This window comes from Metapseudomonas cellulosilytica, from assembly GCF_049334135.1.
In the GTDB taxonomy this organism is placed as follows: Bacteria; Pseudomonadota; Gammaproteobacteria; order Pseudomonadales; family Pseudomonadaceae; genus Metapseudomonas.
Genome location: NZ_JBHZGN010000002.1, coordinates 234,372 through 250,502, shown reverse-complemented (window position 1 = coordinate 250,502; position 16,131 = coordinate 234,372). Strand labels below are relative to the sequence as shown.

Genomic DNA, 16,131 nt, shown 5'->3' with positions numbered 1-16,131 from the left:
CGAAAGGAACGCGCATGTTTGAAAACCTAACCGACCGCCTCTCGCAGACGCTGCGCCATGTCACCGGCAAGGCGAAGCTGACCGAGGACAACATCAAGGACACCCTGCGTGAAGTGCGCATGGCCCTGCTCGAGGCCGACGTCGCCCTGCCGGTGGTGAAGGACTTCGTCAACAAGATCAAGGACCGTGCGGTCGGTACCGAGGTTTCCAAGAGCCTGACCCCCGGCCAGGCCTTCGTGAAGATCGTCCAGGCCGAGCTGGTGGAGCTGATGGGCGCCGCCAACGAGGACCTGGCGCTGAACGCCGCACCGCCGGCGGTGATCCTGATGGCCGGCCTGCAGGGTGCGGGCAAGACCACCACCGTGGGCAAGCTGTCGCGCTTCCTCAAGGAGCGCAAGAAGAAGTCGGTGCTGGTGGTCTCCGCGGACGTCTACCGCCCGGCGGCGATCAAGCAGCTGGAAACCCTGGCGAGCGACATCGGCGTCACCTTCTTCCCCTCCGATACCAGCCAGAAGCCGGTGGACATCGCCCAGGCGGCGATTCGCGAGGCCAAGCTCAAGTTCATCGACGTGGTCATCGTCGACACCGCCGGTCGCCTGCACGTCGACGCCGAGATGATGGACGAGATCAAGCAGGTCCACGCGGCGATCAAGCCGGTGGAGACCCTGTTCGTCGTCGACGCCATGACCGGCCAGGACGCCGCCAATACCGCCAAGGCCTTCAATGACGCCCTGCCGCTGACCGGCGTGGTGCTGACCAAGGTCGACGGCGACGCCCGTGGCGGTGCCGCCCTTTCGGTGCGCGCCATCACCGGCAAGCCGATCAAGTTCCTCGGCATGGGCGAGAAGACCGAAGCCCTCGATCCCTTCCACCCGGACCGCGTCGCTTCGCGCATCCTCGGCATGGGTGACGTGCTCAGCCTGATCGAGCAGGCCGAGCAGAACATGGACCGCGAGAAGGCCGAGAAGCTCGCCAAGAAGATCAAGAAGGGCAAGGGCTTCGATCTCGAAGACTTCCGCGACCAGCTGCAACAGATGAAGAACATGGGCGGCCTTGGCAGCCTGATGGACAAGCTGCCGATGCTTGGTGGCGTCAACCTGTCGCAGATGGGCAACGCGCAGAACGCGGCGGAGAAGCAGTTCAAGCAAATGGAGGCGATCATCAACTCCATGACCCCCGCCGAACGCCGCGACCCGGAAATGATCAGCGGTTCGCGCAAGCGCCGCATTGCCCTGGGCTCCGGCACCCAGGTGCAGGATGTCGGACGCCTCATCAAGCAGCACAAGCAGATGCAGAAGATGATGAAGAAGGTCACCGCCAAGGGCGGCATGGCCAAGATGATGCGCGGCATGGGCAGCATGTTCCCCGGCGGCATGCCGAAAATGTGAAAGAAGAGCTGCAAGCGACAAGCCGCAAGCTGCACGTTGAGTCCCTCGCAGCTTGAAACTTGCGGCTTGCAGCTGCCACCGACAGGTGGCCCCTAAAAGAGATTTGCAATCGGCCGGATAATCCTTAGAATATGCGGCCTTTCGGGCCCATGGCCCATGCTTGAAAAGCACCGACTATAGGAACGAAGTTCAATGGTAACCATCCGTCTTGCCCGTGGCGGCTCCAAGAAGCGCCCCTTCTACCACCTGACCGTGACCAACAGCCGCAACGCGCGCGACGGTCGCTTCGTAGAGCGCATCGGTTTCTTCAATCCGGTCGCCACTGGCGCGGAAGTCAAGCTGTCCGTGAACCAGGAGCGCGTCAGCTACTGGCTGAGCCAGGGCGCCCAGCCGTCTGAGCGCGTTGCTCAGCTGCTGAAGGAAGCTGCCAAGGCTGCTGCCTAAGCAATTTTATGAGCACGACGCCGGCCCCCGCCGATGAATTCATCGTTCTCGGCAAGATTTTCTCGGTGCATGGCGTACGTGGCGAGGTGAAGGTCTACTCCTTCACCGATCCGCTGGATAACGTGCTCGATTACCGCCGTTGGACGCTCAAGCGTGACAACGAGGTAATGCAGGTCGAAGTCGCCAGCGGACGCGTGCACGGCAAGTTCCTGGTGGTGAAGCTGAAGGGGTTGGTCGATCGCGAGATCGCGCGGACCTATGCAGGTTTCGAAATCTGCGTCCCCGCCAGCGAACTGCCGGAGCTCGACGAAGACGAGTTCTACTGGCACCAGTTGGAAGGTCTCAACGTGATCAACCAGGACGAGCAACTGCTCGGCCGTATCGATCACCTCCTGGAGACCGGCGCCAACGACGTGATGGTGGTCAAGCCCTGCGCTGGCAGCCTCGACGATCGCGAACGCCTGCTGCCCTACACGGAGCAGTGCGTACGGTCGATCGACCTGGACGCCGGCGAGATGCGGGTGGAATGGGACGTTGATTTCTGAGGGCCTGACATGAAAAGCATGCAGGTCGAAGTCATCAGCATCTTTCCCGAGATGTTCGCCGCCATCAGCGAGTACGGCATCACCAGCCGTGCGGTGAAGCAGGGGCTGCTCAGGCTCAACTGCTGGAATCCGCGGAGCTTCACCGAGGACCGCCACCAGACGGTGGACGACCGGCCCTTCGGCGGCGGCCCTGGCATGGTGATGAAGGTCCAGCCCCTGGAGCGGGCCCTGGCGGCAGCCAAGGCAGCGACGGGGGAGAAGGCGAAGGTGATCTACCTCTCGCCGCAGGGGCGCCAGCTGAAGCAGGCGGCCGTGCGTGAGCTGGCGAACGAGGAAGCGTTGATCCTCATCGCCGGGCGCTATGAAGGCATCGACGAACGCTTCATCGAGGAGCACGTCGACGAGGAATGGTCGATCGGCGACTACGTCCTGTCCGGCGGTGAGCTGCCGGCCATGGTGCTGATCGATGCGGTGACGCGGTTGCTGCCCGGCGCGCTGGGCCACGCGGACTCCGCCGAGGAGGACTCCTTTACGGATGGCCTGCTCGATTGCCCGCACTACACCCGTCCGGAGCTGTATGCAGGCAAGCGTGTTCCTGAGGTGCTGCTCAGCGGCAACCACGAACACATCCGGCGATGGCGTTTGCAGCAGGCGCTTGGGCGCACCTGGGAACGTCGGGCCGATCTTCTGGATTGCCGCTCGCTTTCTGGAGAAGAGAAAAAGCTGCTGGAGGAATACATCCGCCAGCGGAACGATAGTTAACGTATCGATGGCACGCCCAGAAGGCCTGTCTTAGGAGCATAGCGATGACCAACAAGATCATTCAGCAACTCGAAGCTGAACAAATGAACAAAGAGATTCCGGCGTTCGCCCCGGGCGACACCGTAATCGTTCAAGTGAAAGTGAAGGAAGGCGACCGTTCCCGTCTGCAGGCCTTTGAAGGTGTGGTCATCGCCAAGCGTAACCGCGGCCTGAACAGCGCTTTCACCGTACGCAAGATCTCCAACGGCGTTGGCGTTGAGCGTACCTTCCAGACTTACTCCCCGCTGGTCGACAGCCTGAGCGTCAAGCGCCGCGGCGACGTGCGCAAGGCCAAGCTGTACTACCTCCGCGACCTGTCCGGCAAGGCAGCTCGTATCAAGGAGAAGCTGGCCTAATCGCCACAGCTTTCCCGAAAAACCCGCCCAGGTTCGCCTCGGCGGGTTTTTTCTTGTCCGCGAGCGGAGGATAATCCGCTCCCCGTTCCTGCCCGATCCGGCAGCGCACAAGAATCACAAGAGTCGCCGCACCCGTGGCAGCCACATGGTTTTTCTTCAGGTAGTAGTGGCATGACCCCGAGAGAGCAAGAAATCGCCCGCCGGACCGAGTTGTCCGAGAGCCGGGTGACCAAGGCGGTATTCCCGCCCAGCACCAACCATCACAACACCCTGTTCGGTGGCACCGCCCTGGCCTGGATGGACGAGGTGTCCTTCATCACCGCCACGCGCTTCTGCCGCCTGCCGCTGGTGACCGTCTCCAGCGACCGCATCGACTTCAAGCACCCGATTCCCGCCGGTTCCATCGTCGAACTGGTGGGGCGCGTGGTGAAGGTGGGCAACACCAGCCTCAAGGTGGAGGTCGAGGTGTTCGTCGAGGACATGTACCGCGCCACCCGCGAGAAGGCCATCAGCGGCCTGTTCAGCTTCGTCGCCATAGACGAGGACAAGCGGCCGGTACAGGTCCTGCCGGATTTTCCCCAGGCCGCCAGCGCTGCATGAATGAAAAGGCACCCAGTGGGTGCCTTGTTCGTTTCCGCCCCGGACAGCTCGGCAGTCATCCGCATTGTCCCGGCGTTCCCGGACACGCGATGCCGGTTCAATCGCGATCCGGGGCTCCCAGCGGGAACAGCGGCCGATACGGCCGCGCTTCTTCCACTGCGCGGGCGAAGGACGGACGCTCCAGCAGGCGTTGCCGATAGGCCCGCAGGTGGCCGTAGGTGGTATCGATGGGCTTCACCCAGTCGGCATAGAACAGCGACGGCGCGGCGGCGCAGTCCGCCAGGCTGAAGCTGTCCCCCGCCGCCCAGGTACGTCCCGCGAGCCGTTCGTTCAGCCAGGCATAGCCGCGTTCCAGCAGGGCGTGCGCCTCCTCGACACCGAAGGCATCACGCCGCTCCTGCGGGCGTAGCCTGTCGCCCACGGCCTTCTGCACCGGCGTCATCACGTACAGATCGAAGCAGCGATCCAGCATCCGCACTTCCAGCGCCGCTTCCGCTGCCTCGGGGATCAGCTTCACCGGCCCTGCATGGTGCTGCTGCAGGTATTCGATGATGATGCTCGACTCCAGCACCGGTCGCTCGCCATCCAGCAGCAGCGGCATCTTCCCAGTGGGCGACAGGCGCTGGAACTCCGCGCCATTGGCCGCTTCCTCTGGCGACAGCAGGCGAAACTCGAAAGGAATGTCGTTCTCGTAAAGCGCGATCAGCACCTTCTGGCAGTAGGAAGAGAAGGGGTGGGCGAAGAGTTGCAGGGACATGGTCGACTCCTGTTGCGGTATGCAGGCCGTGGCGTTGCGGCCATGAAAGGCGGATTCGCCAACTGGTCGATTGCGGCGAGGCGAAATCGACAGGTGTTCGCTTGCCAAGGCGCCTTTCCAACAATAGCGACCATTGCGCAACGGATGCGTATCCCGGGGCTGCCGCGAGGTGCCTCGTGCCGCTCTCAGGGAGGCTGGCGTCCATTGGTGGCGCCCTTTTTCCGGCGCAGGACATGAATCAGCGGTGCAGGCTGATCTTCAGGGAGGCCCGGGACAGGTCGATATTATTCAGCGTGAGACTGCCAAAGCTCTGGCCTTGGGGCGCGCCGGCGACGCGGATGTTCTCGAAGCGCAACTCGCCGATGGAACTGGGGAGGTGCAGGTTCACCGAACCGTCCGGGTTGACCACCGAGGCCATTCGCTCAGTGGCGTAGACCACGTCCGTCATCGACGTCTCGGCGTCCAGCCTGTCCAGCACCGGCATCACCAGCTTCGCCAATTGCTTGAGCGCCCCAGGGCCTTCGCCGTTTTCCGCCTGCAGGAACAGGCCCTGCAGCACCTCATCCAGCCCCTGGGCGCTGACATTGCTCATTTCCACGTCGGTCAGCGGTTGCAGGCGCTGGATATCGGCGCTGGCCATCTGGAACGCGCTCATCAACGCGGCCACGAGCGTCGCCGCCAGACGCAGGTTGTTCTGTTTCTTCAGGGCCTTGGTCAGTTGCTTCTGGGTCAGCAGGCCTTGCGCTATCAGTACTTCACCCAGCCGCATCTTGTTGGTGAGCTGCATCTCGATCGCGGCATCCAGCTGCCGGGGGGTTATCAGGCCCTTGCTGATGAGGATCTGACCCAGGCGGGAGTTCAGTTGATTGGCCATGGTCTGGTACCGGCGGTGGGTGATAGCAAGATGAAATCATCCGCGGCCAGTCCGATCCTGTCACCCAACCAAGGATAGGTTGGCACCGCCGCCTGTCAGTGTGATGCGGCCAGGAAGTGATCGGCGGTAACACCAGGTTGCACGTCGATTTCGATCGGGCGCGCCAGCGGCCGGTCCGCTGCCGGTACGGGGGCGAATCGCTTCCGGGGCGGAGGCTCGGCCGCCTCCGGGATGAAATGGGGTGGGCGCTGTGGAACACTAGCGGCTTGTCACTGAAAAGCAGTCCCTCATGCCCGCGCTGGACCACCCCCTTGTCGACCGCTTCCTCGACGCCCTCTGGTTGGAGAAAGGCCTTTCCGAGCACACCCGTTCGGCCTACCGCAGCGACCTCGCGCACTTCAATGGCTGGCTCGATGAGCGCGGCCTTGCCCTGGACAAGGCCGGGCGCGACCTGATCCTCGACCATCTCGCCTGGCGTCTGGAGCAGGGCTACAAGGCCCGTTCCACTGCGCGTTTCCTGTCCGGCCTGCGCGGCTTCTACCGTTTCCTGCTGCGGGAGGAGCTGATCGTCGAAGATCCGACCCTGCAGGTCGAACTGCCGCAGCTGGGACGGCCCCTGCCCAAGTCGCTGTCCGAGGTGGACGTGGAGGCGCTGCTGGAAGCGCCCGACCTGGACGACCCCATCGGCCTGCGCGACCGCGCCATGCTCGAAGTGCTCTATGCCTGCGGCCTGAGGGTCACCGAACTGGTGAGCCTGACGCTGGAACAGGTCAACCTGCGCCAGGGCGTCCTCAAGGTCTTCGGCAAGGGCAGCAAGGAGCGCCTGGTGCCCCTGGGCGAGGAAGCCATCGCCTGGCTCGAGCGATACCAGCGCGAAGCACGACCCTTCCTGCTCGACGGCAAGCCCAGCGACGTGCTCTTCCCCAGCCTGCGGGGCGAGCAGATGACCCGCCAGACCTTCTGGCATCGCATCAAGCACCAGGCCCAGGTAGCCGGCATCAGCAAGTCACTGTCGCCCCACACCCTGCGCCACGCCTTCGCCACCCACCTGCTCAACCACGGCGCCGACCTGCGGGTGGTGCAGATGCTGCTCGGTCACAGCGACCTCTCCACTACCCAGATCTACACCCATATCGCCCGCGCCCGCCTGCAGGAACTGCACGCCCGCCATCACCCCAGGGGGTGAGCCGGGTGAGCCGGAAAAGGCGACGCATGCGTCGCCCCGGCGAACGACCGGCCATGGATGGCCGGGCCGGGGCTGCGCCTGGCGATGGAGTCTCGACAGGGATGTCTACACCGGACCATATCCCTGCACAGCGTCGCCCCGGCGAACGACCGGCCATGGATGACCGGGCCGGGGGCGATCCCTGCAAGGAGTCGCGACAGGGACGTACGCGAAATGGCGGGCTTTCACAGCGCATCGCCCCGGCGTATCCGTCGGGCATCCGACGACTGCGTGCGGAGGCTTCTGTGGTAGGCTTGAACAGTTTCCGTACGTCCGCCGCTCGACAGGAGTACTCATGCGCGTGACTCGTCTCATTGCCGGCCTGGCCCTCGGCCTCGCCAGCACCATCAGCCTCGCCGACGATCCGGACCAGGCCATCCGCAAGACCCTCGACGCCCTGCAGCTCGGCCTGCCCATCGAATCCATCGGCGAAAGCCCGATGAACGGTGTCTACCAGGTGCAGCTCAAGGGCGGCCGCATGCTCTACACCAGCGCCGATGGCCAGTTCCTGATGCAGGGCTACCTCTACCAGGTGAAGGATGGCAAGCCGGTGAACCTCACTGAGCAGGCCGAGAGCCGTTCCATCGCCAAGGAGATCAACGCCATTCCCACGAAGGACATGGTGGTGTTCTCGCCCAAGGAGCCGGCCAAGGCCCATATCACCGTATTCACCGATACCGACTGCGGCTACTGCCAGAAGCTGCACAGCGAAGTGCCCGAGCTGAACCGCCGTGGCATCGAGGTGCGCTACGTCGCCTTCCCGCGCCAGGGTATCGGCAGCCACGGCTACAACAGCCTGGTCAGCGTCTGGTGCGCCAAGGACCGCCAGGCGGCCATGAACAAGGCCAAGTCCCGCGAGGAACTGCCGCCGGCCCAGTGCGACAACCCGGTGGCCAAGCAGTTCGAGCTGGGCCAGCTGATCGGCGTCAATGGCACGCCGGCCATCGTCCTCGGCAATGGCCAACTGATCCCGGGTTACCAGCCGGCACCGCAGCTGGCCAAATTGGCGCTGGAGGCCAAGTAATCCGGGTGTCCGCCTTGATTGACCAATATTCAGCCGCTTCGTAAAGTGCGGCTCTTTTCCTCGGCCGGGACTCACCCCGGCCGTTTTCGCAGTGATGATGGGGAGTTCAGCGTGAAGCCGGTAAAAGTAGGCATCTGTGGTCTGGGGACCGTCGGTGGCGGCACCTTCAACGTACTCAAACGCAACGCCGAGGAGATTGCCCGCCGTGCCGGGCGTGGAATCGAAGTTGCCCAGATTGCCGCTCGTCGCCCCAACCCGAAGTGTGAAACCGGCGCTACCCCCATCACCGCCGACATCTTCGACGTGGCCAACAACCCGGAAATCGACATCGTCATCGAGCTGATCGGTGGCTACACCCAGGCCCGCGAACTGGTGCTCAAGGCCATCGAGAATGGCAAGCACGTGGTCACCGCCAACAAGGCGCTGATCGCCGTGCACGGCAACGAGATCTTCGCCAAGGCCCGCGAGAAGGGCGTCATGGTCGCCTTCGAGGCGGCCGTCGCCGGTGGCATCCCGGTGATCAAGGCGATCCGCGAGGGCCTCTCGGCCAACCGCATCAACTGGCTGGCCGGCATCATCAACGGCACCGGCAACTTCATCCTCACCGAAATGCGTGAGAAAGGCCGTGCCTTCGAGGACGTACTGAAGGAAGCCCAGGCCCTGGGCTATGCCGAAGCCGATCCGACCTTCGACGTCGAAGGCATCGACGCCGCCCACAAGCTGACCATCCTGGCGTCCATCGCCTTCGGCATCCCGCTGCAATTCGACAAGGCCTACACCGAGGGCATCTCGAAGCTGACCAGCGCCGACGTCAATTACGCCGAAGCCCTGGGCTACCGCATCAAGCACCTGGGTGTGGCGCGCCGCACCGACAGCGGCTTCGAACTGCGCGTGCACCCGACCCTGATTCCGGCCGATCGCCTGATCGCCAACGTCAACGGCGTGATGAACGCGGTGATGGTCAACGGCGACGCCGCCGGCAGCACCCTCTACTACGGCGCCGGCGCCGGCATGGAAGCCACTGCTTCCGCCGTGGTCGCCGACGTGGTGGACGTGGTCCGCGCCCTGACCACCGACCCGGAAAACCACGTGCCGCACCTGGCCTTCCAGCCGGATTCCCTGTCCGACCACCCGATCCTGCCGATCGAAGCCTGCGAGAGCGCGTACTACCTGCGTATCCAGGCCAAGGATCATCCGGGCGTGCTGGCGCAGGTCGCGACCATCCTGTCGGAGCGCGGCATCAACATCGAATCCATCATGCAGAAGGAAGTCGAAGAGCAGGACGGCCTGGTGCCGATGATCCTGGTTACCCACCGGGTCGTCGAGGCGCGCGTCAACGACGCCATCGCCGCGCTGGAAGCTCTGGAAGACGTGGTGGGCAACGTAGTCCGCATTCGCGTGGAACAACTCAATTAATCGCAGCCGCAAGCCGCAAGCCACAAGCTGCAAGTCCCCGTCGCTTGCAGCTTGAAGCTTGAGGCTTGAAGCTCAAACCGAAGGTTTGTACCTATGCGTTATATCAGTACCCGCGGCCAGGCTCCGGCCCTGAACTTCGAAGACGTGCTGCTGGCGGGCCTGGCCAGCGACGGCGGCCTCTACGTCCCGGAAAACCTGCCGCGCTTCACCCAGGAAGAGATCGCCTCCTGGGCCGGCCTGCCGTACCACGAGCTGGCCTTCCGCGTGATGCGCCCCTTCGTCACCGGCAGCATCAGCGATGCCGACTTCAAGAAGATCCTCGAGGAAACCTACGGCGCCTTCGCCCATAACGCCGTGGCGCCGCTGCGCCAGCTGAACGGCAACGAATGGGTGCTTGAGCTGTTCCACGGCCCGACCCTGGCCTTCAAGGACTTCGCCCTGCAGCTGCTCGGCCGCCTGCTCGACCACGTGCTGGTCAAGCGCGGCGAGCGCGTGGTGATCATGGGCGCCACCTCCGGCGATACCGGCTCGGCCGCCATCGAAGGCTGCCGTCGCTGCGAGAACGTCGACATCTTCATCCTGCACCCGCACAACCGCGTGTCCGAAGTGCAGCGCCGCCAGATGACCACCATCCTCGGCGACAACATCCACAACATCGCCGTCGAGGGCAACTTCGACGACTGCCAGGAGATGGTCAAGGCCAGCTTCGCCGACCAGGGCTTCCTCAAGGGCACCCGTCTGGTGGCGGTCAACTCCATCAACTGGGCGCGGATCATGGCCCAGATCGTCTACTACTTCCACGCGGCCATCCAGCTCGGTGGTCCGGCGCGTTCCGTGGCCTTCTCGGTGCCCACCGGCAACTTCGGCGACATCTTCGCCGGCTACCTGGCGCGCAACATGGGCCTGCCGATCAGCCAGCTGATCGTCGCCACCAACCGCAACGACATCCTGCACCGCTTCATGAGCGGCAACCAGTACGTCAAGGACACCCTGCACCCGACCCTGTCGCCGTCCATGGACATCATGGTTTCCTCGAACTTCGAGCGCCTGCTGTTCGACCTGCACGGCCGTAACGGTGCCGCCATCGCCAACCTGATGGACACCTTCAAGCAGGGCGGCGGCTTCAGCGTCGAGGAAGACCGCTGGACCGAAGCGCGCAAGCTGTTCGACTCCCTGGCCGTCGACGATGAAGCCACCTGCGAAACCATCGCCGACGTCTTCAAGGACTGCGGTGAGCTGCTGGACCCGCACACCGCCATCGGCGTGCGCGCCGCCCGCGAGTGCCGTCGCAGCCTCGCCACGCCGATGGTCACCCTCGGCACCGCCCACCCGGTCAAGTTCCCCGAGGCGGTGGAGAAGGCCGGCGTCGGCCAGGCCCCGGCACTGCCGGCGCATCTGACCGACCTGTTCCAGCGCCAGGAACGCTGCACCGTGCTGCCGAACGACCTGAAGCAGATCCAGGCCTTCGTCAGCCAGCATGGCAACCGCGGCAAGCCGCTGTAAGCCAGGCGCCAGAAACGAGAAGGCCGGCTCCCGAAAGGGGCCGGCCTTTTTGCTTCTGGCGATTGATCGCGAAGCTTGTAGGGGCGAATTCATTCGCCAAGGGATGCGCAGCATCCCCGTTCGGCCTCGCGGGGCAGACCTGCGGCCTGCTTGGCGAATGAATTCGCCCCTACAGAAAAGCCGCCCCGTTCGCCCTCAAATCGCCCCATCCCCCTTCAGCGCCGCCACCTGCTCGGCGCTGTAGCCCAGCCCGCCCAGCACTTCGGCGTTGTGCTCGCCCAACTCCGGGCCGATCCACTCGCTGGAGCCGGGGGTGTCGGACAGCTTGGGCACTATGCCCGGCATCTTGAAGGGCTTGCCGTCCGGCAGCTTGGCCGAGAGGAACATCTCCCGGGCGAGGAATTGCGGGTCATTGAACATGTCTTCGGCGGAGAAGATGCGGCTGGCCGGCACTTCGGCGCGGTTCAGCACCGTCAGCACCTCCTCCAGCGGCAGCGAGCCCACCCAGCGGTCGATCACCCCGTAGAGCTCGTCCCGGCGGGCGTCGCGGCCGTCATTGCTGGCGAGCGACGGGTCATTGGCCAGGTCATCGCGGCCGATGGCCTGCATGAATCGCTTGAAGATGGCGTCGCCATTGGCGCCGATCTGCACATGGCGGCCATCGGCGGCGGTGTGGATGGAGGAGGGGGTGATGCCCGGCATGATGTTGCCGCTGCGTTCGCGGATGAAACCGAACACATCGAACTCCGGGACCATGCTTTCCATCATGGCGAACACGGCCTCGTAGAGCGCCACATCCACCACCTGGCCCTGGCCGCCGTTCACTTCCCGGTGGCGTAGCGCCATCAGCGCGCCGATCACACCCCAGAGGGCAGCGATGGAGTCGCCGATGGAAATGCCGGTGCGCACCGGCGGACGGTCCTCGAAGCCGGTGATGTAGCGCAGCCCGCCCATGGACTCGCCTACCGCGCCGAAGCCCGGCTGGTCCTTGTAGGGGCCGCTCTGGCCGAAACCGGAGAGGCGCACCATCACCAGCTTCGGGTTCAGCGCGTGGATCACGTCCCAGCCCAGGCCCAGCTTCTCCAGCACACCGGGGCGGAAGTTCTCGATCAGGATGTCCGCCTCGGCCAGCAGCTTCTTGAGGATCTCGCGGCCCTCGGGGTGCTTGAGGTTCAGCGTCAGCGACTTCTTGTTGCGCGCCTGCACGAACCACCAGAGCGAGGTGCCCTCGTAGAGCTTGCGCCACTTGCGCAGCGGGTCGCCGCCGTCGGGGGATTCGATCTTGATCACTTCCGCGCCGAATTCGGCGCACAGGCGGGAGGCGAAGGGCCCGGCGATCAGGGTGCCGAGTTCGATCACCTTGAGGCCGGCGAGGGGTTTGGCAAGAGCGTTCATCGGGTTTTCCATGGGCCGGACGATGGCGGCGACTCTACTCCGTGGGGTCCGCTGCGAACAGTCCGGATTGCCGCTGGCGCCCCCTTCAAGGCCGACTTAAAGTGCTTGCAGGACCTTCGATCACGCGCGCGAACCACCATGCCAAGCCGCCTCGCGATCCCCTGCCGCCCGTCGCCGCGCCTGCGCCGGGAGGAGGGCCCATGCAGCTGAACATTCCCACCCTGGTGTTGGTGGATATCTATGTGCTTGCCCTGGTCGGCCTGCTGATGCTGCATGCCTGGCGCCGCGGCCGCCGCGAGCCGACCCTCGGCTACCTGGCCGCCACGCTGCTGCTCGGTGCCCTGGGAACCGTGCTGGGCAGCCTGCGCGGCATCGGCATGGACTTCCTGCCCCTGGTACTGGGCAACGTGGTGCTGCAGTTCTGCGCGGCGCTGAACTGGACCGCCCTGCGGGTCTTCACCGGACGCCAGCCGCACCTGCCGGGCATCTGCGCCGGGGCGGCGATCTGGGCGCTGCTCTGCCTCAATCCGGCCTTCTACGAGTCGCTGACTGTGCGCGTGGTGCTCAGCTCGATGATGACTGTCTGCTACGCCGGCCTCGGCGCCTTCGAGCTCTGGCGCAGCCGCAAGAGCCTGGAAGTGGCCTACATTCCGGCGCTGCTGCTGAGCCTTTTCCACATGGCCTTCTACTGCGTGCGCATCGTGGTCGACCGCGGCATGCCCTTCGACCGGGCGATCGCCAGCAGCGGGCAGGGCACCAGCTTCTTCTCGCTGCTGGTGTTCGAGACCCTGCTCTACGCCATCGGCATCGCCTTCGTCACCCTGGCCATGGTCAAGGAACGCGCCGAATTGAAGTTCCGCGCCGCCGCCTACTGCGACCCCCTCACCGGCGTCGGCAACCGTCGCGCCTTCATGACCACGGGCGAATACCTGCTGGAAAGCTGCGAGCACCGTGGCGAACCGGTGGCCCTGCTGCTTTGCGACCTCGACCACTTCAAGCGCCTCAACGACAACTATGGCCACGCTGCCGGCGACGAGGCCCTGGTGGCCTTCACCCGTATTGCGGTCGGCAGCATGCGCAAGCAGGACGTGTTCGGCCGCATCGGCGGCGAGGAGTTCGCCTGCCTGCTGGCCGATGCCGACGATGAGGCCGGCGCCCAGGTGGCCGAGCGTATCCGCCGCGAGTTCGCCGACCTGCCCTTCCAGGAACCGGGGGAGCTCAGCGTCAGTATCGGCATCGTCAGCTCCAAGGAGGCCGGCTACGATCTGTTCCGCCTGCTTTCCCTGGCCGACGATGCCCTCTACGCCGCCAAGGACAAGGGCCGCAACCGCATCCAGCGCTACCCCGCCGAATAGCCGGAAGGCCCAGCCAAGGTCGTGGAATCAGGGTAGACTTGCCGCCCTCCGCGAATAACCAAGAAGCCCGCCATGGCCCTTCAAGCGACCCCCTACAAAGTCGAACTCAACCTCACCGACCTGGATCGCAGCGTCTACGAGAACCTGCGTTTCACCGTCGCCAAGCACCCCTCGGAAACCGAGGAACGCCTGGCCGTGCGCCTGATCGCCTACGCGCTCTGGTACCACGAGCAACTGGCCTTCGGCCGCGGCCTGTCGGATGTGGATGAGCCGGCCCTGTGGGAGAAGAGCCTGGACGATCGCGTCCTGCACTGGATCGAAGTGGGCCAGCCGGACGCCGAGCGGATCACCTGGTGCTCGCGTCGCACCGAGCGCTTCAGCCTGGTGGCCTACGGCAACCTGCGCGTCTGGCAGAACAAGGTGCTGGACAGCGTGCGCAATCTGAAGAACATCAACGTCGTCGCCGTGCAGCAGGAAGCCCTGGAAGAGCTGGCCCGCGACCTGCCACGCTCGGTCAGTTGGAGCGTGATGATCAGCGACGGCACGCTGTTCATCACCGACGAACGCGGCCAGCATGAAATTCCGCTGGAGTGGCTGGCCGGGGAACGCTAACGGAAATCCGGAGGATTTCCGGGGGAGGGCGGTACGCCCTCGCCTCCAGGCCCTTTCCCGGGAGGGAGAGGGGAAGTCGAGTCAAAGAACGGACCTTCCATGCGTATCGAACACCGCGCTCTGCCCGCTGTCCTGCCCGACCTGGGCGACCTGCCGCCGCTGCTGACCCGCCTCTACGCCGCTCGTGGCGTGCAGTCCGCGGCTGAACTGGACAAGGGCCTGGCGCGGCTGATCCCGTACCAGCAGCTCAAGGGCATCGAGGCCGCCGTCGATCTGCTGGTGGAGGCCCTGGAAAAGCGCCAGCGTATCCTCTACGTCGGCGACTTCGATGCCGACGGCGCCACCGCCAGCAGCGTCGGCGTACTCGGCCTGCGCATGCTCGGCGCGGCCCATGTGGATTACCTGGTGCCCAACCGCTTCGAATACGGCTACGGCCTGACTCCGGAGATAGTCGCGGTGGCCCTGCAGCGTCGTCCCGACCTGCTGGTGACTGTGGATAACGGTATTTCCAGCGTCGAGGGCGTGACCGCCGCCAAGGCCGCCGGCCTCAAGGTGCTGGTCACCGACCACCACCTGCCGGGGCCCGAGCTCCCGGCGGCGGATGCCATCGTCAACCCCAACCAGCCGGGCTGCGAGTTCCCCAGCAAGTCCCTGGCCGGGGTCGGCGTGATCTTCTACGTGCTGATGGCCCTGCGTGCGCGCCTGCGGGAGCTGGACTGGTTCGCCCGTGCCGGGCTCAAGGAGCCCAACCTGGGCGACCTGCTGGACCTGGTGGCCCTGGGCAGTGTCGCCGACGTGGTGCCGCTGGACGCCAACAACCGCATCCTGGTCCACCAGGGGCTGGCACGCATCCGTGCCGGCCGCGCCCGGCCAGGCCTCAAGGCCATCCTCGAAGTGGCCGGACGGCAGGCGGGGCGTATCACCTCCACCGACCTCGGCTTCATCCTCGGACCGCGCCTGAACGCCGCCGGCCGCCTGGACGACATGAGCCTGGGCATCGAATGCCTGCTCTGCGAAGACGAAGCCCTGGCCCGCGACATGGCGGTACAGCTGGACCAGCTCAACCAGGACCGCAAGGCCATCGAGCAGGGCATGCAGCGCGAGGCCCTGGCCCAGCTGAAGAATCTGCCCATCGAGGACATGCCCTTCGGCCTCTGCCTCTTCGAGCCCGAATGGCACCAGGGGGTGATCGGCATCCTCGCCTCGCGCCTCAAGGAGCGTTACCACCGTCCGACCATCGCCTTCGCCGACGCCGGCGACGGCCTGCTCAAGGGCTCGGCGCGTTCGGTACCGGGCTTCCATATCCGCGATGCGCTGGATGCCGTCGCCGCCCGCCATCCGGGCCTGATCAGCAAGTTCGGTGGCCACGCCATGGCCGCCGGCCTGTCGCTGCCTGTGGAAAACTTCGGTGCCTTCGCCGCCGCCTTCGACGCCGAGACCCGCCGTCAGCTTTCCGAGGACGACCTCACCGGCCGCCTGCTCTCCGATGGCCAGCTGAGCATCGAGGAGTTCCACCTGGAACTGGCCCGCGCCCTGCGTCTGGCCGGCCCCTGGGGCCAGCACTTCCCCGAGCCGCTGTTCCACGGCGTGTTCCAGATCGTCCAGCAGCGTCTGGTCGGGGAGCGCCACCTGAAGTTGGTGCTGAAAAGCGAATGCGGTTCGGTCCAACTCGACGGCATCGCCTTCAACATCGACCGCGAACAATGGCCCAACGCCAGCGTCCGCTGGGCCGAGCTGGCCTACAAGCTGGACGTCAATGAATACCGTGGCCAGGAAAGCGTGCAATTGATGGTGGCGCATATCGCCCCACGCTGAGGGGCCTTCCCTGTAGGTTGG

General features: G+C 65.1%; 16 protein-coding genes. 13 read left to right on the top strand and 3 right to left on the bottom strand.

Translation table 11 applies throughout. The features are described 5' to 3' along the window. The first annotated feature begins 14 nt into the window (after positions 1 to 14). The 6 genes from ffh (at position 15) to ACFW0H_RS03205 (ending at position 4,134) form a co-directional block, all read left to right on the top strand. The gene (gene ffh, locus ACFW0H_RS03230) at positions 15 to 1,388 is read left to right on the top strand and encodes a signal recognition particle protein (protein WP_422912457.1); all 1,374 of its coding nucleotides are present in this window, start codon (positions 15 to 17) and stop codon (positions 1,386 to 1,388) included. A 192-nt stretch (positions 1,389 to 1,580) separates the two neighbouring features. After that, positions 1,581 to 1,832, top strand: a complete 252-nt coding sequence (rpsP, locus tag ACFW0H_RS03225; protein ID WP_028630295.1) for a 30S ribosomal protein S16 — start codon at positions 1,581 to 1,583, stop codon at positions 1,830 to 1,832. A gap of 8 nt (positions 1,833 to 1,840) precedes the next feature. Further along, positions 1,841 to 2,377 (top strand): ribosome maturation factor RimM, encoded by a 537-nt coding sequence (gene rimM / locus ACFW0H_RS03220; RefSeq protein ID WP_422912456.1) that lies wholly within the window; start codon positions 1,841 to 1,843, stop codon positions 2,375 to 2,377. A 9-nt stretch (positions 2,378 to 2,386) separates the two neighbouring features. Next, on the top strand, positions 2,387 to 3,139 hold the full coding sequence (gene trmD / locus ACFW0H_RS03215; RefSeq protein WP_422912455.1) for a tRNA (guanosine(37)-N1)-methyltransferase TrmD: 753 nt from the start codon (positions 2,387 to 2,389) through the stop codon (positions 3,137 to 3,139). 44 nt (positions 3,140 to 3,183) lie between these two features. Further along, the gene (rplS, locus tag ACFW0H_RS03210) at positions 3,184 to 3,534 is read left to right on the top strand and encodes a 50S ribosomal protein L19 (RefSeq protein ID WP_028630298.1); all 351 of its coding nucleotides are present in this window, start codon (positions 3,184 to 3,186) and stop codon (positions 3,532 to 3,534) included. A gap of 171 nt (positions 3,535 to 3,705) precedes the next feature. Beyond that, positions 3,706 to 4,134 carry an acyl-CoA thioesterase gene (locus ACFW0H_RS03205; protein WP_422912454.1) on the top strand — a complete coding sequence of 143 codons (429 nt, stop codon included), beginning with the start codon at positions 3,706 to 3,708 and terminating at the stop codon, positions 4,132 to 4,134. A gap of 97 nt (positions 4,135 to 4,231) precedes the next feature. Here ACFW0H_RS03205 and ACFW0H_RS03200 read toward each other — a convergent pair whose 3' ends face one another. Together ACFW0H_RS03200 and ACFW0H_RS03195 are read right to left on the bottom strand one after the other, a co-directional pair. After that, on the bottom strand, positions 4,232 to 4,891 hold the full coding sequence (locus tag ACFW0H_RS03200) for a glutathione S-transferase family protein (protein ID WP_422912453.1): 660 nt from the start codon (positions 4,889 to 4,891) through the stop codon (positions 4,232 to 4,234). Positions 4,892 to 5,129: 238 nt separating this feature from the next. After that, on the bottom strand, positions 5,130 to 5,765 hold the full coding sequence (locus tag ACFW0H_RS03195) for a hypothetical protein (protein WP_422912452.1): 636 nt from the start codon (positions 5,763 to 5,765) through the stop codon (positions 5,130 to 5,132). Between the two features lie 289 nt (positions 5,766 to 6,054). Between ACFW0H_RS03195 and xerD the strand changes: the two genes are divergently transcribed. The 4 genes from xerD to thrC all read left to right on the top strand — a co-directional run bounded on the left by xerD (position 6,055) and on the right by thrC (position 10,933). Further along, positions 6,055 to 6,951, top strand: coding sequence for a site-specific tyrosine recombinase XerD (gene xerD / locus ACFW0H_RS03190; protein ID WP_422912451.1), 897 nt, complete (start codon positions 6,055 to 6,057; stop codon positions 6,949 to 6,951). A 334-nt stretch (positions 6,952 to 7,285) separates the two neighbouring features. Beyond that, on the top strand, positions 7,286 to 8,014 hold the full coding sequence (locus ACFW0H_RS03185; protein WP_422912450.1) for a disulfide isomerase DsbC N-terminal domain-containing protein: 729 nt from the start codon (positions 7,286 to 7,288) through the stop codon (positions 8,012 to 8,014). Between the two features lie 111 nt (positions 8,015 to 8,125). Beyond that, positions 8,126 to 9,430: a homoserine dehydrogenase gene (locus ACFW0H_RS03180; RefSeq protein ID WP_422912449.1), complete on the top strand. Its 1,305-nt coding sequence runs from the start codon at positions 8,126 to 8,128 to the stop codon at positions 9,428 to 9,430. Between the two features lie 93 nt (positions 9,431 to 9,523). After that, the gene (thrC, locus tag ACFW0H_RS03175) at positions 9,524 to 10,933 is read left to right on the top strand and encodes a threonine synthase (RefSeq protein WP_422912448.1); all 1,410 of its coding nucleotides are present in this window, start codon (positions 9,524 to 9,526) and stop codon (positions 10,931 to 10,933) included. 195 nt (positions 10,934 to 11,128) lie between these two features. Here the strand turns inward: thrC and ACFW0H_RS03170 are convergent, their stop codons facing one another. Then, entirely contained in the window at positions 11,129 to 12,328 is a 1,200-nt protein-coding gene (locus ACFW0H_RS03170) for a CaiB/BaiF CoA transferase family protein (RefSeq protein WP_422912447.1), read from the bottom strand. Between the two features lie 200 nt (positions 12,329 to 12,528). On the opposite strand from ACFW0H_RS03170, the gene ACFW0H_RS03165 reads away from it, so the two are divergent. From ACFW0H_RS03165 to recJ, 3 genes are all read left to right on the top strand, one after another. Then, positions 12,529 to 13,683: a GGDEF domain-containing protein gene (locus ACFW0H_RS03165; protein WP_422912446.1), complete on the top strand. Its 1,155-nt coding sequence runs from the start codon at positions 12,529 to 12,531 to the stop codon at positions 13,681 to 13,683. A gap of 72 nt (positions 13,684 to 13,755) precedes the next feature. Further along, a complete protein-coding gene (locus tag ACFW0H_RS03160) occupies positions 13,756 to 14,295 on the top strand; it encodes a YaeQ family protein (protein WP_422912445.1) in 540 nt (179 codons plus the stop codon). A 99-nt stretch (positions 14,296 to 14,394) separates the two neighbouring features. Continuing rightward, positions 14,395 to 16,110: a single-stranded-DNA-specific exonuclease RecJ gene (gene recJ, locus ACFW0H_RS03155; RefSeq protein ID WP_422912444.1), complete on the top strand. Its 1,716-nt coding sequence runs from the start codon at positions 14,395 to 14,397 to the stop codon at positions 16,108 to 16,110. Positions 16,111 to 16,131: the final 21 nt, after the last annotated feature.